The 22,431-nt window shown below is 33.7% G+C and carries 18 protein-coding genes, 3 tRNA genes and 1 other RNA gene; 11 read left to right on the top strand and 11 right to left on the bottom strand.

Annotation, left to right across the window (positions count from 1 at the left end; genetic code table 11):
- Nucleotides 1-98 precede the first annotated feature (98 nt).
- Complete coding sequence (locus KMW28_RS02350) at nucleotides 99-881, top strand: biotin--[acetyl-CoA-carboxylase] ligase (protein WP_169665048.1); 783 nt, start codon at nucleotides 99-101, stop codon at nucleotides 879-881.
- Here the strand turns inward: KMW28_RS02350 and KMW28_RS02345 are convergent.
- Entirely contained in the window at nucleotides 878-2,191 is a 1,314-nt protein-coding gene (locus KMW28_RS02345) for a PDZ domain-containing protein (protein WP_169665049.1), read from the bottom strand. The genes KMW28_RS02350 and KMW28_RS02345 overlap by 4 nt on opposite strands.
- 375 nt (nucleotides 2,192-2,566) lie before the next feature.
- Here KMW28_RS02345 and udk point away from each other — a divergent pair, with 375 nt between their 5' ends.
- From udk to KMW28_RS02330, 3 genes are all read left to right on the top strand, one after another.
- The gene (gene udk / locus KMW28_RS02340; RefSeq protein WP_169665050.1) at nucleotides 2,567-3,181 is read left to right on the top strand and encodes a uridine kinase; all 615 of its coding nucleotides are present in this window, start codon (nucleotides 2,567-2,569) and stop codon (nucleotides 3,179-3,181) included.
- Between the two features lie 40 nt (nucleotides 3,182-3,221).
- Entirely contained in the window at nucleotides 3,222-3,923 is a 702-nt protein-coding gene (locus KMW28_RS02335; RefSeq protein ID WP_169665071.1) for a potassium channel family protein, read from the top strand.
- 66 nt (nucleotides 3,924-3,989) lie between these two features.
- Complete coding sequence (locus tag KMW28_RS02330) at nucleotides 3,990-4,937, top strand: NAD-dependent epimerase/dehydratase family protein (protein ID WP_169665051.1); 948 nt, start codon at nucleotides 3,990-3,992, stop codon at nucleotides 4,935-4,937.
- Between the two features lie 75 nt (nucleotides 4,938-5,012).
- Here KMW28_RS02330 and KMW28_RS02325 read toward each other — a convergent pair whose 3' ends face one another.
- The 8 genes from KMW28_RS02325 to KMW28_RS02290 all read right to left on the bottom strand — a co-directional run bounded on the left by KMW28_RS02325 (nucleotide 5,013) and on the right by KMW28_RS02290 (nucleotide 15,537).
- The gene (locus KMW28_RS02325) at nucleotides 5,013-5,282 is read right to left on the bottom strand and encodes a hypothetical protein (protein ID WP_169665052.1); all 270 of its coding nucleotides are present in this window, start codon (nucleotides 5,280-5,282) and stop codon (nucleotides 5,013-5,015) included.
- 135 nt (nucleotides 5,283-5,417) lie between these two features.
- Nucleotides 5,418-5,942 carry a sigma-70 family RNA polymerase sigma factor gene (locus tag KMW28_RS02320; protein ID WP_169665053.1) on the bottom strand — a complete coding sequence of 175 codons (525 nt, stop codon included), beginning with the start codon at nucleotides 5,940-5,942 and terminating at the stop codon, nucleotides 5,418-5,420.
- A 180-nt stretch (nucleotides 5,943-6,122) separates the two neighbouring features.
- On the bottom strand, nucleotides 6,123-7,295 hold the full coding sequence (locus tag KMW28_RS02315; protein ID WP_215585785.1) for a LamG domain-containing protein: 1,173 nt from the start codon (nucleotides 7,293-7,295) through the stop codon (nucleotides 6,123-6,125).
- A gap of 286 nt (nucleotides 7,296-7,581) precedes the next feature.
- On the bottom strand, nucleotides 7,582-11,046 hold the full coding sequence (locus KMW28_RS02310) for an efflux RND transporter permease subunit (protein ID WP_169665055.1): 3,465 nt from the start codon (nucleotides 11,044-11,046) through the stop codon (nucleotides 7,582-7,584).
- Nucleotides 11,047-11,060: 14 nt separating this feature from the next.
- The gene (locus KMW28_RS02305; protein WP_169665056.1) at nucleotides 11,061-12,221 is read right to left on the bottom strand and encodes an efflux RND transporter periplasmic adaptor subunit; all 1,161 of its coding nucleotides are present in this window, start codon (nucleotides 12,219-12,221) and stop codon (nucleotides 11,061-11,063) included.
- A gap of 21 nt (nucleotides 12,222-12,242) precedes the next feature.
- On the bottom strand, nucleotides 12,243-13,661 hold the full coding sequence (locus tag KMW28_RS02300) for a TolC family protein (RefSeq protein WP_169665057.1): 1,419 nt from the start codon (nucleotides 13,659-13,661) through the stop codon (nucleotides 12,243-12,245).
- Complete coding sequence (locus tag KMW28_RS02295) at nucleotides 13,658-14,302, bottom strand: TetR/AcrR family transcriptional regulator (protein WP_066210445.1); 645 nt, start codon at nucleotides 14,300-14,302, stop codon at nucleotides 13,658-13,660. Before KMW28_RS02295 ends, KMW28_RS02300 begins: the two co-directional genes overlap by 4 nt.
- A gap of 287 nt (nucleotides 14,303-14,589) precedes the next feature.
- Nucleotides 14,590-15,537: a peptidylprolyl isomerase gene (locus tag KMW28_RS02290; protein ID WP_169665058.1), complete on the bottom strand. Its 948-nt coding sequence runs from the start codon at nucleotides 15,535-15,537 to the stop codon at nucleotides 14,590-14,592.
- A 76-nt stretch (nucleotides 15,538-15,613) separates the two neighbouring features.
- Here KMW28_RS02290 and KMW28_RS02285 point away from each other — a divergent pair, with 76 nt between their 5' ends.
- A complete protein-coding gene (locus KMW28_RS02285) occupies nucleotides 15,614-16,006 on the top strand; it encodes a response regulator (RefSeq protein WP_158297703.1) in 393 nt (130 codons plus the stop codon).
- 59 nt (nucleotides 16,007-16,065) lie between these two features.
- Here KMW28_RS02285 and fabD read toward each other — a convergent pair whose 3' ends face one another.
- Entirely contained in the window at nucleotides 16,066-16,935 is an 870-nt protein-coding gene (gene fabD / locus KMW28_RS02280) for an ACP S-malonyltransferase (protein ID WP_169665059.1), read from the bottom strand.
- A 263-nt stretch (nucleotides 16,936-17,198) separates the two neighbouring features.
- On the opposite strand from fabD, the gene yihA reads away from it, so the two are divergent.
- The 6 genes from yihA (at nucleotide 17,199) to KMW28_RS02250 (ending at nucleotide 19,855) form a co-directional block, all read left to right on the top strand.
- Nucleotides 17,199-17,804 (top strand): ribosome biogenesis GTP-binding protein YihA/YsxC, encoded by a 606-nt coding sequence (gene yihA, locus KMW28_RS02275; protein WP_169665060.1) that lies wholly within the window; start codon nucleotides 17,199-17,201, stop codon nucleotides 17,802-17,804.
- Nucleotides 17,805-17,953: 149 nt separating this feature from the next.
- Nucleotides 17,954-18,027: transfer RNA gene (locus KMW28_RS02270), tRNA-Asn, on the top strand.
- 23 nt (nucleotides 18,028-18,050) lie between these two features.
- Nucleotides 18,051-18,124: transfer RNA gene (locus tag KMW28_RS02265), tRNA-Asn, on the top strand.
- 13 nt (nucleotides 18,125-18,137) lie between these two features.
- Nucleotides 18,138-18,211: transfer RNA gene (locus KMW28_RS02260), tRNA-Asn, on the top strand.
- A 326-nt stretch (nucleotides 18,212-18,537) separates the two neighbouring features.
- Nucleotides 18,538-18,931: RNase P RNA component class A (gene rnpB / locus KMW28_RS02255), an RNA gene on the top strand.
- A gap of 60 nt (nucleotides 18,932-18,991) precedes the next feature.
- A complete protein-coding gene (locus KMW28_RS02250) occupies nucleotides 18,992-19,855 on the top strand; it encodes a glycerophosphodiester phosphodiesterase family protein (RefSeq protein ID WP_169665061.1) in 864 nt (287 codons plus the stop codon).
- Nucleotides 19,856-19,937: 82 nt separating this feature from the next.
- On the opposite strand, the gene KMW28_RS02245 is transcribed toward KMW28_RS02250, so the two are convergent.
- Nucleotides 19,938-21,983, bottom strand: a complete 2,046-nt coding sequence (locus KMW28_RS02245) for an autotransporter outer membrane beta-barrel domain-containing protein (protein ID WP_169665062.1) — start codon at nucleotides 21,981-21,983, stop codon at nucleotides 19,938-19,940.
- Nucleotides 21,984-22,431: the final 448 nt, after the last annotated feature.

The raw sequence follows: 22,431 nt of genomic DNA, 5'->3' as shown, positions 1-22,431 counted from the left end.
ATTTATATATTCTTTCTTGTATAATTGTACTGCAAAATCAATACTCAAATAATAAGAATTGTCATATTAGGTCAATTCTAAACAAAAGTAATAAATAGTTGTATAAAATTTCTGCCAATACGTCTATTATCGGTAAAAGTGTCATATATGTGCCTAGTTGTCACTCTACAAATGACCACCTAAATACCCTAGTTTCCCAACATCAATTAGCTGAAGGAACTACTGTAGTTACCTCTGCTCAAACCAATGGAAGAGGACAGAGAGGAAATACTTGGGAATGTGAATCTGATAAGAATATCACTTTATCATTTCTGCTTCACCCCAACTTTCTCCAAGCACAAGAACAATTCAATTTAAATATAGCAGTTTCTTTGGCAGTTTTTGATACTTTTTCGAAACTATTAAACGGGGAAGACATAAAAATTAAATGGCCTAACGATTTAATTATCAATAATAAGAAAGTAGGAGGTATTTTGATTGAGAATTATATTGTCGGAAAGAATATTTCGCACTCTGTTATTGGTATTGGTCTAAACATCAATCAGACAGGTTTTTCGGGTAATTTTTCTGCCACTTCTTTATTCCTCTTAACCGATAGAATCTTTAATCTTAGAACGGTGACTGAATCGCTTTTGGAACGTTTAGATTTTAGATATGATCAGCTTAAAAACAATAAATTGGAAATTCTTAAAAGAGAATATTACGACCATTTGTTTTGGTATCAAGAAGAAGGATATTTTGAAGAAAGAATTCCAAATCAGGTTCCTAGAAGGTTTTACGGACACATCATTGGGGTAAATCAAAATGGTTGTTTATCTGTTATGATGGATGATAAAGAAGTAAAACACTATGGATTTAAAGAGATAAAACACCTTTATTAATCATTTGCTTCATATTTAAAAGGGTCTTCTAATGTGAGAGTGAGTTTCTTACTTTCTCCTGAATTACTTACGATTCCAAGCGATAGTTTTTGACCATGTTTACCTCTAAATAAATTCCTTACTTCTTCCATCGTTAAAGCACTTACCGAGGTGCCATTTACTTTGAGTAAACGATCGCCCTTTTTTATTCCCGCTTTACTAGCTGGTGATGCTTCTCTTATTTGAGAGACCTCATAATAAGGCAATTGAGGGAATGGTTTTATAAAATCAAGTCCAAGAAGATTGTATTGAAAAGTTTGTTTAAAATCTCTATTTTTTCTTAGTAATATTTCTTGATTTTTATAATCAATGACTACTGAGAATCTTCGTAAAATCTCAGAACCTATACTCCCGTGTCTGTCCTTTCCTATTTTATTTAGATGAGAGACATCAAAGTCTGGGTATTTTGCAATGGGATCCTCAATAATAAAATCACCTATCTTCCAAAGATCCAATTTACTCACTTTTCCATAAAGGTCTCCGTTTATTCCAACTCCCAAATGATCCCGGATGGCTTGAACAGAAGCACGCATGGGCGAGTTCTCTTTTTCTAAAATCGATAAAGCATGACTTGCTCCAGTATCAACTAGTAACTTTAGTTTATAAGTGGTTTCCTCTCCCTGTTTTTTAGCTGTTGATACTATGTAGCTTCTATTTTTATTGACCTCCAATGGAAACTTATCATACCTTTTATGGAATTTACTTCTTCTCTTTTTAGCGTAAAAATCTTGATCATACAAAGTGATTTTCTTTTTGATATAATCAATATGCACAATAAAATGATTGAAAATAGTCGCACCAATAAGTCCATGCACGTGCATTCCCAGATTTTTTGATAGCAGCAAAATATCATGATTTGCAAAAATGATATCCTGGTTTAATCCCACAATACCATCTAAATTAACCGTATTACCCCAAGAATGATAAGCTATAATATCTTTTTTTGTTCCCCAGCCTTTAATATCTATTTCTCTCACCCTTCTTTGATCAAAGCCTATTGACTTAACAACATTAGGATCACTAATAATGGGATAGGTCACTCCTGTGTCAAGGATCAATTTTAAAGAGTCTGATTGATTGATCACAACAGAAATGATCATCAAATTATTGATAAGTTCAAATGGAATTTGCACATAGTTACTTCTCTCATTTTCGAAAACGAGGTTTTTCAAATGTGCTTTTGACTCTTGTGCAATGGTTTGATGTATGGTTGGTGAAATTATCAAAAATAGCATTCCCAACAACATCATTTTTGATACGTTGGTTTTCATAGTAATGTTAGTGGTGTTGTCTATAATATAATGATTTATAAAGACTTAAACAAAAAAGGAAACCTTAAGGTCTCCTTTATTTTTTGATAATCTGTTTTAAAGTAAGTCGTGATACACAAAAGTAACTTTTCCACTTGTGGAAAAACATTAGTCGAGGTAAAAAAATCATAGTATAACAAAAGTAGCTGATACAGTAAAGCACATCAATACCCAAAAGTAGGTATTTTTACTTATGCAATTCTTCGTATAAATCAATTACCCAACTAAAAATCAACGGTTTAATATTTCTAATTATTTATTTAATGAATATTTAAGAGTTATGATTAAATTATATCAATTGCTTATTTTTGTCTCTTTAATCACATAAAAAAGAAAATGGAACAAGCCTTTATAGTCGGTATCACCGGCGGAAGTGGATCTGGAAAAACTACTTTCATTAAAAATCTTACCAAGCTCATTGGAAAAGAAAACGTATGTACTGTTTCTCAGGATAACTACTACATTGATAAAGACAAACAACCTGAGGACAAAAAAGGGATTAAAAATTTTGACACTCCTTACTCAATTGATCTAGAGAAATTCTACCAAGATATCACCAAACTTAAAAATGGTGAAGAGGTACAAATTCAAGAATATACTTTCAATAATGCTAGTGCTACTCCAAAGATGCTCAAGTTTGTTCCAAAGAAAGTGATTATCCTTGAAGGTATCTTCGTATTCCACGACCCAAGAGTGTTAGAAATTATCGATTTGAAACTATTCATTGAGGCAAAAGCACACCTAAAACTAAGTCGTAGAATCAAAAGAGATAACGTGGAAAGAGGGTACGATATCAACGATGTTTTGTACAGATATGAAAATCACGTGATGCCTGCTTACGAGAATTATATCAAACCACACAAAGAAAATGTGGATATTATCGTAAGAAATGACAGAAATTTCGATGTTGCGCTAGATGTTGTTAAAACATTCTTGCTTGGAAAAATTTAAGGGTTTAATTTTCTGATTGAATTTTTCATTACAGGAAACTATGCCCGAAGGAAAATATGCTATTATTGGCCTAGGTCAGTTCGGTTCCTCTGTTGCAAGAAACCTTGCAGGATTGGGAGCCGAAGTGATGGCCATCGACAGAGAATTAGAACTTGTCGATTTAATTAAAGACGACGTTGCTTACGCCGTTGCACTAGACTCTACAGACGTGAAGTCGCTCAAATCACAATCTATTACCGAAATGGATGCTGTTTTAGTGGCTATTGGTGAAAATGTAGAAGGTCTATTACTCACCACCGTTTTACTTCTCGAAATGAAGGTAAAACGTATCATCGCCCGTGCGATGAGTGAACAACAAAAAGTGATTTTACAAAAACTTGGCGTGACCGAAATTCTTCTCCCCGAAGATGAGGTGGGTAAGATGACTGCTGAAATGATCCTCAATCCAGAGATACAATCTTTCATGCAGCTTCCCGATGAACACGAAATTGTAGAAGTTTTAGCTCCGAAAAGAACAATTGGTAAGTTTATTGATGATTTAGATCTAGAGGGAACTTTTAATGCAGAAATTATTGCATTGAGAAGAACTCATGAAGAAGTAAATGCATTAGGTTTCGTAGAATTTAGAGATCATTTGATACGACATCCCAAAGAGGTCAATTCTACCATTCAGAAAGGTGATAGACTCGTTATTCTTGCTAAAAAAGTAGATATTCAAAAGTTCATAGATATCAATAATTAATTTGGTACTTTCGTAATATGCATTACTGATTTTTTAATTTAATAGACCCACTAGATAGGTAAACTTATGAATAAATTTTTAATTACCGGCGGTGCTGGATTTGTACCAAGTTCCATTGCTGACCGTTTATTAGAAAACCCCAATAACTTTGTTGTTTGCGTTGATAACTTCCTAACAGGCGAAGCTTGGAAGGTACCGGATCATCCTAACTGTAAATTTATTAAGTGTGATGTGAATCGCTATGAAGAAATAGCGGCGATCATGACTTCCTATAAATTTGACTATGTATTTCATTATGCAGCAGTTGTTGGTGTAAAGAGAACATTAGCCAACCCTGTATTGGTATTAGAGGATATTCAAGGTATTGAAAATGTCTTGAGGTTATCAAAAAATACAGGTGTGAAAAGAGTATTCTACTCTTCATCATCAGAAGTATATGGAGAACCTGTTCATTTACCACAACACGAACATACTACTCCATTAAATTCACGTTTACCTTATGCTATCGTAAAAAACGTGGGTGAGGCCTACTGCAAGTCATTCAAACAAGAATTTGATTTAGATTACACCATTCTTCGTTTCTTCAATACGTATGGACCAAAACAAAGTACAGACTTTGTAATGTCTAAATTTATTGATGCGGCATTAAGAAATGAACCTATTACAATTTACGGTGATGGGTCTCAAACAAGAACATTCTGCTTTATTAAAGACAATGTTGATTCTACCATCAAAATGCTTGAAGAGGAATTGATGGTTAACGATGTAATTAATGTTGGTAATGATCATATCACAAGTATCAAAGAACTTGCGGAAATCATTATTGAGACAACAGGATCTTCATCAGAAATTGCATACCTAGATCCGCTTAAAGAAGGTGATATGACAAGAAGACAACCTGATATTGAAAAAATGAAAGGTATTCTTGGTCGTGACCTTACACCTTTGAAAGAAGGTTTAAAATTGGTTATTGAAGCGAGAAAGAACCTTCTAAATAAAGGAGAATTGGTATAACTCTTTTGTATAAATTGAAAAAGGCTTTAGTTTCATAAAAATGAGACTAAAGCCTTTTTTCTTATATCAAAAAACTTAGCAACAAGTTGATGTATCACAACAGTTACTAAAAATTCCATCGTTTACTTCTTCGTTTGTGATCGTAAATTTTGTTTCACCACCACAGCAGTTTTCGTCTTTGCATTCCTCACAATCGCATTCGCAAACACAATTACCATCTTTATCGCATTTACAAGTACAAGTTGCATCTTTACACTCCTCACAAGTACAAACACAATTTTCTTGAGCGTCTTTTTCGCAAGTGCAATTATATTTTTCGCAACATTCTTTGATAGATTCTTTCATGACTTTTTATAGATTTTAAACCCGAGTTAAAACTCAAGTGCTAAGCTTTGCTGATCAACTTCACTTAATGATTAAATGATTTTCACACTAATAGACGGGCTTTTTTAAAAAAGACGCAGGAAAAAGAAAAAAAAATTAATTTCTATCCGAACAACACTCATTATCTCCTTGATTATCAACACAACATGTCTCGAAAGATTTTTTTAACTGATCGCGCCCACGTTGTACTCTCGACTTCACTGTAGAATAAGCCAAACCATTTTTCTCAGCATATTCTTTTTGAGAAATATTCTCGTAAGTAATTTTTAGAATAGCGTCTTTATAATCTTCAGGAAGTTCAAGAATAAACGGACGAACACATTCTTTGCAATATCTTTCGTCTTCTGGACTATCTTCTATGAAAAATTGATTTTCCATCCCTTCCACATCTTTAAAAAGCAATTGCTTCTTTCTGTAGTAGTCAATAATGGTATTTCTAGTCAATTGATAGACCCAACTACTCAGTTTTTTTTCATCTTTTAAATGATCTAGATTGCTATGGATCTTTATAAATACATCCTTAAGAATATCATCCGCTACAGAAGTATCATTTACTTTAAATTTGATAAACCTGTGCAAATCACCTTTGAATGTATTCCATACTTGTTGTGTATTCATCATGTCTTTATGTATTCTAAATCGACGAAAAATTATTTCTTGAATAAATAGACGAATAAACTATCAGAAAGACGCAATAAATAGAAAGTTTTTTGATTGGTGAAATTGAAAAGGGTAATAACTCTTAAATAATCAACTGATTATAATTAAAAAGGCTGTCAGTAAAATGACAGCCTTTTCTATTTATTTTTTATAAAGTTGATATACTTCGTATTCTGATAATGCTCTATCATATACTCTATATTCGTCCATTGAGCCTTTATAATATTTAGTTAAAAGACCTGTTGAAGGAAATGCTCTTGTTCTACCAATTTCTAATGGGTAAGAATTACCTAACAACTTATTTGATTCTACTTCGTGTCGACTAACTTCAAAGCCATTAATATAATTTACCCATACTTCACCATCAAACGTAGACACATAATGTACCCACTTATTTGGTTCATCGTCATAAACAAATCTTGTATCAAGCCAAGAATAATCTTGGAAGTTAATTGTCCATCCAAAACCTCCATAAGTCGGATGATACTTACTTCTAGTAAAGAAACCTATAACTTGATCTCTATTTTCTTCTTCACTCACATAATAGTCAGGGCTTTGATTAAAGAAACCGACATATTCAACATCAAAATTATCAGGTTTTAACCAAACAGAACATGTGAATTTTTCATAGTCTTTTACTAATGAATTACTCATTGAAATGTATTCATCGACTCCATCAAAAGAAATTGCATTGTTTTCAACACCATCTTTATCTGTTGAAAACTGTACATCTCCATAAGAAGTAAAAACATGATTATTTGTACTAGAATCAGCAACAACTCCTCCGTCAAAAGACAAATAAAGCTGTAAACCTACTTTAAAATAATCAACTATGTTGAAGGTAAACGAAGAATAACCAAACTCTTCCAACGAAGCTAGTTGAGCATCAATTACATCTAGTACAACAATAGTAGACTCTTCACTCTCTACATTAAATAGATGTGGAAGAGGAGTAGTTACAAAATTTTCAAAGTCTGAACCTACTTTAGGAGTTAAGTAAATAATAGAGTTACTATCATCAGTTACAAGGAATTCAGTCACTGAAAAATCTCCCCCTGGCAATTCCAATTCTTCTGAAATGTAAGAGCCATTAGAATTATACAATTCTAATGAAGTTAAGTTTTTAATCTCATCACCATCTTGTTCTATAGAAACAATTACTTTAGTTGGTGTCAAAGAATCTCTTGACGAACTGTCAGTAACATCAAATGAAAATGATACTTTTTGGTTTGGATTAGACGTTTCTTCTGAGCAAGAAAAAAGCAAAGACATTAGGGACACTAATGTCATAATTTTAATAAAATGAAATTTCATTGTTTTTAGTAAAAAGTTAAAGCTAGTCTGTATAGCATAAAAAATGTTCACTTAAAAGATTAATATAAAAAAGTAGTTATAATCTTTTTGAATCGAAGGCAAATACAGTAATTTATTTAGACTTACAAAATACTTATGATATAATATTTTATGTAACACGCTTTATCTAATAATAATCAAAACAAAAATCTATATGTTTATATTTTTTACTATGTCAGAATAAAAAAACCTAACCAAAAATTCATTTGGTTAGGTTTTTAAATTACTGGTCTACTAATTTCTAATCTTATTTACCACGCATCACGTTCACTATTCTTTCAGTTAACGTTAACATTACTGGTACTACCACCAAAGTAAGGAAAGTAGCGAATGTTAAACCGTAAATTACGGTCCATGCCATTGGTCCCCAAGTATCGGCGTTAGGTCCACCAAAATAGATATCAGCATTAAAGCTTTCGAACAAACCGATAAAATCGATGTTCATACCAGTAGCTAAAGGAATCAAACCTAATACGGTTGTAATTGCCGTTAACAATACTGGACGTAAACGAGTGAAACCTGCTCTCTGAACACATTCGATGTATTCTTTGAATGGAAGACGATCGTCTGGGTCTATACCCATTTTTTCCTTCTTCGCAGCTTCTAGTTGATCTGCACAGTCGATCAATACAATGGCGTTGTTTACTACAATACCTGCCAATGAAATGATACCGATACCGGTCATGATAATTACAAATGATGAATTCGTTAAAATCAATCCAAGTAATACACCAATTAAACTGAACAATACAGAAATAATAATGATGAACGGTTTTACAAATGAGTTAAACTGTGATACTAATATCAAGAAGATAGCACAAACGGCAATCATCATTGCTTTCAATAAGAAGGCCATTGATTCTGCTTGATCTTCTTGCTCACCAGTAAATTTATATTTGTATTGAGAAGGCATTTTATAATCTGCCAATAAAGTCTTCACATTATCAACTACTTGTTGAGCATTGTAACCTTCAGTGATGTTTGAACTAAGTGTTACTACTCTTTCCAAATCTTTACGTTTGATTTCTCCAACTGTAGTACTATAATCCATAGCAGCTACAGAAGAAACTGGCACTTGATGGAATTGTCCTTTATTATCTCTAAACGTAATTCTTTGATCTTGTAAAGTAGATAGATCATATCTATACTGATCTTTTAATCTCAATTGAATTGGATAATCATCCTCTCCATCTTTAAATTTAGATACTTCTTGACCGTAAATCGCAATTCTCATGTTATTGGCTAACATACCCGTAGAAACTCCAAATCTTCTGGCTTTGTTTCTATCGATGTTCACTAATAACTCCGGCTTACTTACAGAAATATCAATGGATAATTTATCTACACCTTCAATATCCGATTGCTCAATCAATGCCTTCATTTTGTTGGCTTCATTGATCAATACTAAATATTCATCACCTGATAATTCGATATTGATAGGCTTACCTGTTGGAGGTCCATTCTGATCTTTGTCCGTTACGATTTCAACTCCTGGGATTTCTTTAGCAATTTGCTCACAAAGTGCTTTCACATCTTTAGAGCTTAAATCCCCTCTTTCTTCGTAAGGAACAAAACCTACTGCAATACGTGCTCTGTTTGGTGTTACAGTATTACCTGCTCCATCTTGAGGATCGTTTGTGTTTTCACCTACATTACTTACAATAGATTCGATGATTGATTTATAAGGAACTAATTCTTTATAGAGACGTTTTTCTAAATCTAAAGCAATTTTATTCGTTTCTTCCACATCTGTACCTTGAGGAGCCTCCACATACATGTAGACATATCTAGGATCAGATCCAGGGAAGAATTCTATTTCTACGTTACCAGAACCTAATCTAGCTCCAAACCACATTACTGATAGTACTAAAAAGATTGTATTACCTCCAAGAATGAAGAATGGTCTTTTTCCTTTTAGAGCGTAGTTTAGTGTTTTAAGATAGACAGATTCTAATCTTGCAAGGATCACATTTTGGAATAAGTAGGCTAACCTTTTTAACAAGATACCATCCACTAAAGCGATGAAAGCACCAATCATTAAAAGGTTTCCTAGTAAATAAGTTTCTCCTACAAAATAACCAGGAATAGCTAATCCAAATAGTACTAAACCAACAGTTACCTTAGTTTTATTGATCGTTTTATATGCATCTGCATCATCCACTTTCATATAACGATAAGCGATCACTGGGTTGATCACTAAACCAACAAATAGAGAGGATGTCAATACGGTAATCAAAGTAATCGGTAAGTATTTCATAAACTCACCCATAATACCTCCCCAAAAAGCTAAAGGAACGAATGCAGCTAATGTTGTTGCTGTTGATGAGATAATGGCTAATGCTACCTCACCAGTACCTTGTTTAGCCGCTTGCTTACTCGACAATCCTTGTTCCCTCAGTCGGTAAATGTTCTCGATAACTACAATAGCGTTATCCACCAGCATACCTAAGGCGAGAATCAATGCGAATAATACTACCATGTTGATGGTTACACCCATTACACTCAAAATCAAAAATGAAAGGAACATCGACATTGGAATTGCCACACCAACAAACAAGGCGTTTCTTAGTCCCATAAAGAAAAGAAGTACCATAACTACCAGAATCATACCCGAGATAATCGAGTTTTCTAGGTTAGTTAATGAGTTCTTCATCTCTTTAGATTGAGACTCAGTGATCACAATATTCAAGTTTGGTGGTAAGTAAGTCGATTTTGCTTGCTCTAAAAGTTCATTGATTTTATCAGTTGCAGCAATTAAGTTTTCACCACCTCTTTTCACTACTTTTAATGATACTACAGGGTAAGCTCCTTTATCAGAGAAATCAGATGTTGCTAAACGAGCATATGATTTTCTTTCCACATAGCTATCTTCAACATCTGCAATATCTTTAAGGTAAATCGTATTCTGATCTTCAGATTTTACAATTACATTTTTGATTTCCTCAACTTGCTTAAACTCACCATCAACACGCAATGCTCTTCTGAAACCATTACCCATTTTCACATCACCACCAGACATGGTAACGTTTTCTCTTGAAATCGCATCAGAAATATCTGAGAAGGCCACTTGCATGGCGTCCATAGAATAAAGATCTGCATTAATTTGAATCTCTCTTTCTACGGAACCTGTAATATCCACACGAGATACTTCACGAAATTCTTCAAGATCATCTTGTAGATCCTCTGCATAATCTTTCAGTTTTTGAATTTCAAAATCACCCGAAAGGTTAATTACCATAATTGGAATCTCAGAGAAGTCCATTTCCTGAACATCTGGATCTTGATCCAAATCTGTTGGTAATTCACTTTTTGCTTTATCTACAGCGTCTTTTGTATCCTGAACAGCTTTTGATGTTTCTACATCTTCATTAAACTCTACCGTAATTACTGAGAAATCTTGAGCAGAAGTGGAGATAATTTCCTTTACTCCTTTCATTGATTTCAATTCCTTTTCGATAGGTCTCGTAATTAAAGATTCAATATCTACAGGAGAGTTACCTGGGTGCATTGTTCTAATGTACACCATTGGTATCTTGATCTCAGGAAATTGCTCTTTTGGCATTCCGACATACGAAGCTAATCCAAACGCAGCAATAATGATGGTCAAGATAAAAATCGACGTACTGTTATTGATCGACAAAGAACTTAAACCAAATTCTTTTGATTTTTCGTCTTGTTGATCGTTACTATTTTTATTAAAATTTGACTCCATATCCATTATTTAGATTAGATTTTATAGTCTACAACACGAACTTCCTCTCCTACAACTACTTCTGAGTAACCTTTATCAATTACTACCATTCCTGCAGTAATTCCTTCAGTAATCATCGTTTTACCTTTGTATGATTTACCTGTTTTGATTTCTACTTTTTTCACGATGTTTTTCTTAGCTCCATCGTTAGTTAAAATGTAAGTGAAAGTTTCCCCTTGAGTATTTTTTTGAACCAAGTTAGAAGGAATAGCTACAGCGTTGTCTTTAGAGTAATCATTAATAGTAACTACTGCCATTGTATTTGGTTTAACATCCAAACCTTTTTCATTCAATTTCATTCTGATTTTGAACGTTCTGTTTGTTTGATTAATAGTCTGACCAACTACATTTACTTTCATCGCTTTTTCGAAATCAAGCATAGGGAACTTCACGTTTACCTCATCTCCTCTCTTAACATCACGGCTATATTTCTCAGAAACCTCAGCTACAACTTCAACATTATTGATATCTACTACTCTTGCGTAAGGCTGTCCAGCAGGTGCCATTTCTCCTTCTTTCATGTAAACCTCATCGATTTTACCAGAGATAGGTGCAATGATATAACCTTTAGCTTCTTGCTCCTTTAAACTAGCCAATTTAGCTTCAAGAGATTCTTTATTATTCTTAGCTTGTAAATACTGTACTTCAGAACCAATATTTTGCTCCCAAAGCTTACTTTGCTTTTCGTACATGATATCAGCTAACTCAAGTGACTTCTCTACTTCTTCGATTTGTTTTTGAAGAATTTCAACATCCAGTTTAGCTAATCTTTGTCCTCTTCTAACGTAAGCACCTTCTTCGAAAAATCTTCTAACGATACGTCCTGTAGTTTCCGGAGCAACCACAACGTTTCTGTTTGAGATTACGTCGCCAGGAACATCTACAAAGTGACGGAAAGTGTAAGCTTCTACATTAAACACTGTTACAGGCTTAAGTACTACTTTACTTTCTTTTGGACCTTCAATTTCTTCAATTTTTGTTTCAAGATCCTTTATTTCTTTTTCAAGTTTCACCAAAGCATCTTGCTTTTGATGAAGCTCTTTTTTCTTGTCTTCTAGTTCATTACCACCACAAGCAACCAATACACCTGCAAGTGAAATAAGAGCAATACCTTTTTTATATTTATTCAATAACATGATTATATCTATTTCTTGTGATTATTTTCCTTTATTATGTTTTTGCAACGTTTCTTCATCTTTAGATTTATCCTCGCTTTCGATGTAGTTTAACAAACGGCCATTCGCTTTTTCGAAGGCTAATTTTGCTACCAAAACATCATATAAAGAAGTATAGAAACTGTTGGCTGCTGTTTGATAATCTTGAGCAGAAGTAGTAATTTCTAAAGAGGAACCTACACCGTTTTTGAACTTCACTTGAGTATTTGTGTACACCTTGTCGGCTACATTCATATTCTTCTCTTGTAAGTTCAAAGTAGAAAGATTTGTTTCGTATGTAATTCTAGATTGTTCTTGTTCGATAGAAATCTGACGTTCTAAATCAGTTTTTGTATTCTGTAACTGTTGGCCTTTTAATTTCTTTTGCTCGATTCTTTTGGATCTGTTGAAACCATCAAAAACTTTGAAAGTTAGGTTTAATCCAATATTTGCAAAATCACCATAGTTAGAATTAAAATCAGATATTACATTACCACCTGCGTTAAAACCATAAGCTCCAAACGCATATAGTTTAGGCCAATATTCAGCTTTTGTCGCTCTAATATCAAAGTTATTTAATTTGATATTTGTCATCATGATAGAATATTCAATTCTTCTTGATGCTTCTGCTAAATCTGTTGGAGTAACAATAAAATCTCTAAAATCTTCTAAAGATTGAGCCAATTGAAGAGGTGCGTTGATATCCATACCCATTTGAAACTTCAATAACTTTTTAGCAATAATCTGAAGTTGTTCTAATTGTGTTTGTTGGATTAGGATACTGTTGTATGTTACTTCAATTCTATTGAACTCAATTTCTTCAACCATACCCGCTTCGTATGTCGCTTTGGTTTCGTTGTAAAGATCCTCTAGGATTTCTTTATTTCTATTGATCAATTCAAGATACTCTTCTTGAACTAAAACATAATAGTAGGCTTGAGTTACCGCTTCTACAACATCAATTTTTGATCGAATCAATTCTTTAGCTGAAAGTTCATTGTATACTTTCGCCGCTTTCACACCAATAAAGAAAGTTCCATCAAAAATTAACTGTGAGGCAGCTGCTTGAATGTTTCCATTAAACTGAGTACCAAAAGCAACAGGAACAACTTCATTTGGATTTGGATTATCACCAAAGATATTTGGTAAATATGCCTGCTGGATTTTTAAATTATCTATAAACTGACCTTCAATATCAATTTGAGGAAGACCCATTGAGATAATTTCACCTACTTTTGCTTGAGAAATTCCTTGCTCGATAACAGCATTTTTGATTGTACCAGTATTGGCAAATGCATAATCAATACAATCTTGGAGATCCATCATATCTCCTGTCTGATTAGAGTCTGTTTGTGCTATTAATTGAGATGTACTAAAGAACAGAGTTAGTACAGTGACCCATTTTAAGGCCGTTGTTTTCATATGTTTGATGATTGAGATTCGTTGATAAAATTTTTAAGATATTTATCTAATAGTAGTATTCCTTCTGTCGTAGCGATTCCCCTTATAAAGTGCTTGAACATTTCTAGCTGTATAGTTTCTACACTATATTTTGAATGATCGTACACACTTGTATCCAATGCTGTTTCTAATTGCCACATTCTCATAGAAACTAAGAGTGGGACATTGATATCTTCCAAAAAGAATTTTTCTTTAATTCCTTGGCTCATGATTTTTTCCATTGAATCAAAAAAACAACCCTTCTTATGACATTCGAACTTTCGATACATTTCTGGATAAAATTTCTTTAAATCCATAAATGTCAAAGGATTGATATCTTTTATTCTAGTGAAAAAGAAAAAGAATATACTAGCCAATTTAAAAACGCCGTCTAAAGATTGATCATCCGTTACCTTATCTACATATTCTATATCCTCAGTAATATGATGTTCAATAGAAGAACTTATCATTTCTTCTTTGTCCTTAAAGACGTTGTACAATGTTTTTTTTGAGATTCCCAACTCGTTAGAAATCCCCGACATAGTGACTCTTTTTATACCATAAGCCTTGAACTGCTTTCTGGCTTCATCAATGATTCTGATTTTAAGTTGATCAGTGGTCATTGTGTCTGAAATGAGTTAAATTTTAGTGAATTATTGAGATGAATAAATGTACTATTGTAAAATAAATGAACAATCGAAACATAATAATTAGCGTCCATTTTATTTCATGAGCAAATGTATGGAAACCAAAAATAATAAAAAAGTTTCCAAGGTTTAATTTTTAATTTTCAATCTATAAACTGAAAAATTCATCTTATGTTTTTATCGTATCGTAAAAATTAATGAATTGATAATCACTTATGGGAACTTTTTTGTTTAGGTTAATCTTATCGTATGAGAATATGTGATTATAAACCCATCTGTTTCAGATAGTTTTTAGTTTGTGTTTTGGGTACTTCTTCAATTGTAATAGACATTTTGATATTCTCCAAAGGTCTATTTCTTCTATTTACTTTTTGTGTTGCAATTTTATCAATTACTTCTAAACCTTCTACCACTTGACCAAAAACCGTATATTTTTCGTCTAAAAACGGTGCTCCTCCCACAGTAGTATATGCTTCTAACTGTTTTGATGATAAACGATTGATCAACGATACTTCATATTTCTTCTCCACCATTGGAATACACTTTCTCATTAATCGCTTTTGTCCTTGTTGGTCTCCATTACTCCCCATTGTTTGATAAGCGGTTGTAATTTTTTTATACTCAGGTTCTTGAATCATCATTTCAAAATACTTGTACAGTTTTAAATGATCGATTCTAGAATCAATTAAATCATCTTTATTCCAGCCACGGCCATCTACTATATAAAACTGACATCCGCTTGATGCCCTCTCTGGGTTTACATCATCACCTTTTCTGGCCATAGCTAACGCTCCCTTTCTATGGTAATGTGTTTTCATTATTTCAGAATCGATAGTGTATCCTATCTCCCCTCTACCTAAATCTTCTTCATCATCTGCAAAACGAGAATCGGGATCTCCACCTTGAATCATAAAGTTTTTCATTACTCTATGAAAAAGTAAACTATCGTAATAATGCTGCTTTACAAGAGTGACAAAATTTTCTCTATGAAGTGGTGTGTCTTTAAATAAAACCGCTTTCATATCACCATAATCTGTGGTTATGGTCACTAAAAAATCAAGGTCTTCTGAAGTAGGTTCTACCTCTACTTTTTTGTTGCGTTCCCAGTCTCCATCGCCTCCATTTTTACACCCGGCAAGAAATAGTGTTAACCCACTAATAATCAATAAATAATTAATTAATTTCTTCTTTGTATTTTTTTCAATATTCATATAATAAAACATTCTCTATTTCGTTATTGATTTGAAGCGATAGATTTTTTCAAAACCAAGAATAAATAATATGACGATGGCGTTAGCAAACAGCCTCGATAAGCCAACTACTCAAAAAGCAATTGTGGTTGATGATAATATCATTAATGCACATTACTTAAAAAAAATGCTGGCCGATGAGGGCATGATCATCACTGTTGTATCTGACAGTGCAAATCTAACTCAATTAATCTTAGAAAGTGATACAAAAATTGTATTTCTAAACTCTGAGACGTTGAGTTCACAGTTTCAAGAAACCGTAAATAGTATCCGTGTAGCTGCAGATTCTGTAGTTATTGTGGGCACTACACCTTATAGTTTAGAAGGAGCCAGAAAAAAATTAATTAGTATGGGGGCTGAGTTTGCTTTGAGTACTCCTATCTATAAAAAACACCTAAAAGGAATTTTGAATAAAGTGTCTATAGCATAAATCCTCATCACTAATGAAAGTGATAAGGATTTATATTTATTTTTTATCAAAGTAACTTCTTATAATGAAGATACTGGCATCTTACGATCTACTTTTTTCACCAACCCTGATAATACTTTACCCGGACCACATTCAATAAATTCAGACGCACCATCCGCCATCATTGCTTGTACTGTTTGTGTCCAACGTACTGGAGCTGTAAGTTGAGCAATTAAATTTTCTTTAATTACTTCTGGTTCAGTTTGAGGTTGAGCATTTACATTTTGATAAATAGGACACTTAGGTGTATTCAAAGTAGTATCTTCTATAGCCTTTTGTAATTCCTCTCTTGCTGGCTCCATCAAAGGAGAGTGGAATGCACCACCTACAGGAAGAGGTAAAGCACGTTTAGCTCCCGCTTCTTTTGCTGCTTCACAAGCTGCTTCAATTCCTTCTTTAGTACCTGAGATTACCAATTGACCAGGGCAGTTATAGTTTGCTGCAACTACTCCTTCAACACTTTCGCATACTTTCTCTACATCTTCATCAGAAAGACCTAAGATTGCAGCCATTGTTGATGGGTTCATTTCACAAGCTTTTTGCATTGCTGCAGCTCTTTTAGCAACTAAACTTAAAGCATCTTCAAAATTTAAAGCACCACAAGCTACTAAAGCTGAAAATTCACCTAAAGAGTGACCAGCTACCATATCTGGAGTAAATTCTTCTGCACATAAAGCAGTCACTACAGAATGCAAGAATACTGCAGGCTGAGTTACGTTTGTTTGCTTCAATTCGTCTGCTGTTCCTTCGAACATTACGTCTGTGATACGGAAACCTAAAATTTCGTTGGCTTTTTCAAAAAGTTCTTTTGCTTTAGGATTAGCATCATAAAGGTCTTTACCCATACCAGTAAACTGAGCACCCTGCCCAGGGAAAACATATGCTTTCATAATTTATATTGATAACGTTGTTGTTTTTTTGCCGGTCGCAAAGATAGTTAATTAAGTAAGGAGTAAGAAAAAGATTTGTCATATAAACCAAGAATATGATATGAAAAACCAATTGCTTTGATGGATATCATCATATTTTATCAAATAGACATTTCTTAATGATTCTTAGACATTAACGATCCTTATGTCTCTAAACGACATCAAACTATACTTTCTTTAGTAGGACTTCATTACCTTTGTATTTGAATAATTAAGGAATCATCATGAAAATTAAAGAAGCCGTTTTTGTTGTAAGTAATACTGATGTGGAGAAGTGTCCTGCTCCCGACCGTCCTGAATATGCTTTTATTGGACGTTCGAACGTAGGTAAATCATCTTTGATTAATGCTTTGACCAAACAAAATAAGTTGGCAAAAACCTCTTCTACACCGGGTAAAACGCAATTAATCAACCACTTTTTGATTAATGAAGAATGGTATCTATGCGATTTACCAGGTTATGGCTACGCTCAAGTAAGTAAAACTGAAAGAGAGAAGTTTATGCGTATGGTAAAAAAGTATATTGCCTCTCGTGAAAACTTAATGAACACTTTCGTTTTGGTGGATATCCGTCATGAACCTCTAAAAAACGATCTAGACTTTATGCAATGGATGGGCGAAAAAGGACTTCCTTTCTGTATTGTCTTTACTAAAGCCGATAAATTAGGTCAGGGTAAAGCATCAAAATTGATCGCTTTGTACAAAAGAAAGTTAAAAGAGACTTGGGAAGAATTTCCTCCAATGATCGTTACATCTTCAGAAACTAGAGAAGGATGTAAAGAAATCCTTCAATATATTGATGAAATCAACGATTACTTTGTCAAAGAATAATTCCTCAAAATCTTTTTCAGTCTGATTTTCAATATTATTTAATTTAGTTTGCAATTTATTTTATAAATGATTTTGCAAATTCAAATTCACACACTACTTTTGCATCGCTTTAAAGGAAAACGATCCTTTAAGCAGAATTTGAAAAATCTTCTCCTTTAGCTCAGTTGGTTAGAGCATCTGACTGTTAATCAGAGGGTCCTTGGTTCGAGTCCAAGAAGGAGAGCAAAAATATATTTTCAAATTCATTCTCCTTTAGCTCAGTTGGTTAGAGCATCTGACTGTTAATCAGAGGGTCCTTGGTTCGAGTCCAAGAAGGAGAGCTACAAAATATATTCCTCTTTAGCTCAGTTGGTTAGAGCATCTGACTGTTAATCAGAGGGTCCTTGGTTCGAGTCCAAGAAGAGGAGCAAAAGCCTCAACATTTCTGTTGAGGCTTTTTTGTGTTTTAGGCTTACGGGTAGACGCTGTACTATTACTTTCAAAGTTGCTTGTCATACATCGAGAGTCCTCGAGGGGCCAAGGCCACCTCGTTGGAGACGGGGAAATAATGATATCTATATTTGCATTAATAATCTCAACAAATTAATTTTCTTAGTTTCTTAGTTAAAAACGAGCGTTAACTTTGCCAACTCCTACCTCCTAATTCCTATCTCCTAACTTTTCACAGAAACAATATTTCTTAATTCTCTCCCACATTCCTTCTTTCCTAAAGCATAATGTTTACTTTTGTGTTTGCGTACGCCGCTCTGTCGCTTCAGCTAGACTGAAGAGGAAAGTCCGAGCATCAGAGAGCATCACACTTCCTAACGGGAAGGCACTTGGTAACAAGTGACAGAAAGTGCAACAGAAAGTAAACCGCCTTCGGGTAAGGGTGAAACGGCGAGGTAAGAGCTCACCGCGTTTGTGGCGACACAAATGGCATGGTAAACCTTGTGAGATGAAAGACCAAATAGGCCTTATTTTCCTTCGGGAGTGAAGTTGCTCGCTTCACAGAGCAATCAGATAAGGTGGGTAGGTCGATGGAACCTGTGAGTAATTGCAGGTCTAGATAAATGACAGAGGTTGGATCGCTTTATGTATTTAAAGTATGAACGACACAGAACTCGGCTTATAGGCGTACGCATTTTTCTTTTCTAATTATAAGTTGAAGAATTGCGATTCATTTAGCATCAAAAACTATTTGCACAATGAAAAATCTCATTATCCTCATCACTTTCCTTTTGGGTAGTACTACTATTTATGCTCAAAAGTTGAATTTCGAATCAGTAGAAGATTTCTATCAGTTTATGGATTATAACGCACAACCAAAACAATTGGTAAGTGCACATAGAGGAGGTCCTTATCCAGGATATCCAGAGAACTGTATTCCTACTTTTAAACATTTGGTAAAAAATATCTATGCTCCAGTGATCGAATTGGATGTAGAGATGAGTAAGGACTCTGTGATGTTTCTAATGCACGACAATGCATTGGGGAGAACCACAACGGGCGAAGGCAGTGTTAGAGATTATACTTGGAAGGAACTTCAAAAAATTCGTCTAAAAGATGATGACGGAAATTTGACAAAATATAAATTTGATCGTTTTGATAAGGTCTTAAAATGGACATCAAAAGGTTATGCGGTATTGACTGTTGATGTTAAAAAAGGTGTTCCTTTCGAAATGATAGTTGATGCTATCCGTAAAGCAAAAGTGGAAAAATATGCAGCTGTCATCACTTACAATTGGGAAGATGCTAAACTTGTCCACAAATTAGCTCCAGAATTGATGATTAGTGTAACGATCATGAATAATCAACATTGGGAAGAAGCGAAAGCATCAGGTATTCCTTTCGATCGTATGATTGCTTTTACTGGTGTGAGATTATGTGATAAAGCACTTCTAGATACATTGCATGAAAAAGGTATCTTCTGTATTAATGCAACTTTCCATACCTCTGATAAGGTGAAAGATGAAAAACAACGTGCAAAAGAATATCAAGCAGCTTGGGATTTAGGTGTTGATATTATTGCTACAGACCTTCCTATTGAAGCTGAAAATTCAAAAAAATAAATAAAAAAAGCATCTCCACAGGAAACCCGTGAAGATGCTTGACAATTAATTCACTCGTTATATACTTCTCTTACCTAAATTCTTAATGAAGCACGAATTTGCTTCTAGATATCTTTACTCCCGAACTTACGTTAAGGTGATACATACCAGCAGGTAAGTGCCCTGGAATTTTAAATTCTTGTAATATATTTTCTTCTGATGTTTGCTCAATAATTTGATCTACCACCAAATTTCCGTGGTGATCATATACTTGAATCAAAATATCAGATCCTTTAGTCAGACCCTCAAGGGCTAGCTTAATTGCTTGACTCCTATCAAAAACATTAGGGTGTAATTCAGCTTTAAACTCATTAGCCATAGATATAAGACTCACTTGAATTGGCCCAAAAGTTTCTGATGTACCATCTAAATCATATTGTACCAATCTATAATAGGCATTTTGTAACGGTCGCTCATCTGTAAATTCATAGTCAATACTGACACTAGAATTACCTCCTTTTGCATCAACTCTTTCAATAACTTCCCATGATTTTTGATCAGACGATCTTTCTATATCAAAATGAGAGTTATTAATTTCTGTGGCAGTGGACCATGAGATATCTACTTGCTTATTATTTGGAGAAGCAGAGAAATTACTAAGGGCTACAGATAAATCATGATCTGAACCACCTCCGAAAGTAAATGGGCTAAACGTTAGCGTTTGAGCAGAGATAAATCCTTTTCCACCACCACTAGACTGAATAGTAAAGTCACCATGTGTACCATCTGCTTCTGAATCCCAATGAGAATCCCCACTACTATAATGGAATAAATGTAATGTACCAGATTTTGTTTCATCTATTAACGAGGATGAATTATAGGAAATGACCACTTTAAAGTTTTCCGTAAAACCTGTTTGGTCAGTACCCGAAACATTGATATCCCAATATTCGACATTACTCACTTCTACCTCATTTAAACCAGGATCTAATGTAGAAGTACCATGAGATGTATTATTATAGGTAACCGTAAGCGTATGTGCTGCAGTAGCAGCTAAATTCTGAACACCTGCTTCTCTTAAATTGGTTCCATCACCCACAGGCAAAAGAGTATAATTACCTGTAGTAGCAAAAGTCATAGACATTTGACCGTTAATATGAGAAGCATCAGATCCGCCAGATGCTATTGATCCTAAACTTGTTGAATAAGTTGCACTATTAATACTACCACCAGAATTAATTACAAATCGGTTTCCTCCTCCATTTATAACTCCATTCGTCAATGTCAACTCTCCTCCCATATAAAAATCACCTCCAAGTGTTACACTGGTATTGGTATTCACAACAATGTCGTTAAATGGATTAGTATCTGCGGTTTTAAAAGTTCCAGATGCATTTGTAGAAAAAGTAATAGATCCATTATTACCAGGCGAAGTTGTAAAACCTGCAGAAAAAGATAAATCACTTCCAATAGCTTGATCAATGGTTAAGGTATGATCTTTATTTAATTGAATCGTTGCTTCCTCATTTAAGAAGTCCGTTGGGAAATCAGATAAATTTGTGGATACTACTTGATCATTTGCATACACTACTCCTTTATCACTAATTACCGTTACAAGCGGGTTGACATATTCATCAAATCGGCCATTACCTGAAATTTTGTTTTCAGCACTATTACTATAATTAAAAGTTGAAGTAGTTCCTATGTAAAAATAACCACTCACATTATAATTCATCAAGTTATTAGCAAAAATGACGTTTGATCCATCTAAAGCAAAATAGTTGACAACATTAAAATTCCCGTCAATAAGTGAACTTGCAAAATTAATGGTTCCTTCTATTACTAAATTTTGAATATTAATATCATTCAATGAAACAATAAACTCAGTTAATGTTCCTTTGACTGTCAAATCACCTATGTCTAATTCTTTAGATGGACAACTTACAGAATGCCCACTTAAAATTGTAAAATTATTTGATGTATTAAATATTCCAGTAGTGTCTGCTAAACTTCCTGATCCATCTGCAGAGGTTGTCCAAATTTCATCTGCAAAATTGCCACCTCCTTTACTGTTGGCAGTATAATATTCAGTCGCCCAACTCACCATAGGCAACAAAAGAGTTAATAATATTAGGTATGCACGTTTCATTTTTAAATAAGTATAAGAGTGTAAAAAAATTGAGTCACATTTTTTTTAGGTTTCACTTCCCATAACGCACATATTATTGAATCGTTTCCTGACCAAAATCAGAGGGTGTCAATTTTTCTCTATTTGTTTGATTTTGATGATTTATTCGAAAACACTATCAAGATATTTTACATGGATTAATCTTATATATCACCATTATTATTGGGTTTAAACACTTTTTTGAGATGATAAAATTTAAAGAATCTCAAAAGACTTACATAAAAGAATTTATCATCAAATGAGTAGAATTATAAGTAGTACCCTCCTAAATATCAATCATTTAAATTGTAATATTAGAATAAAAAACTACTTTTTGATCTCCATAGTGAAAGTTTTATCACCTAAATTACAATTGTTCACATTTAATAGTTAACTTGATTTCACATTGTTATTAAGCACAAACAATCTC

Origin of the sequence: Flammeovirga yaeyamensis (assembly GCF_018736045.1) — a bacterium.
Taxonomy (GTDB): Bacteria; Bacteroidota; Bacteroidia; order Cytophagales; family Flammeovirgaceae; genus Flammeovirga; species Flammeovirga yaeyamensis.
The sequence above is the reverse complement of the archived record's forward strand: the minus strand, read 5'-3'. Positions and strand labels throughout refer to the sequence as shown.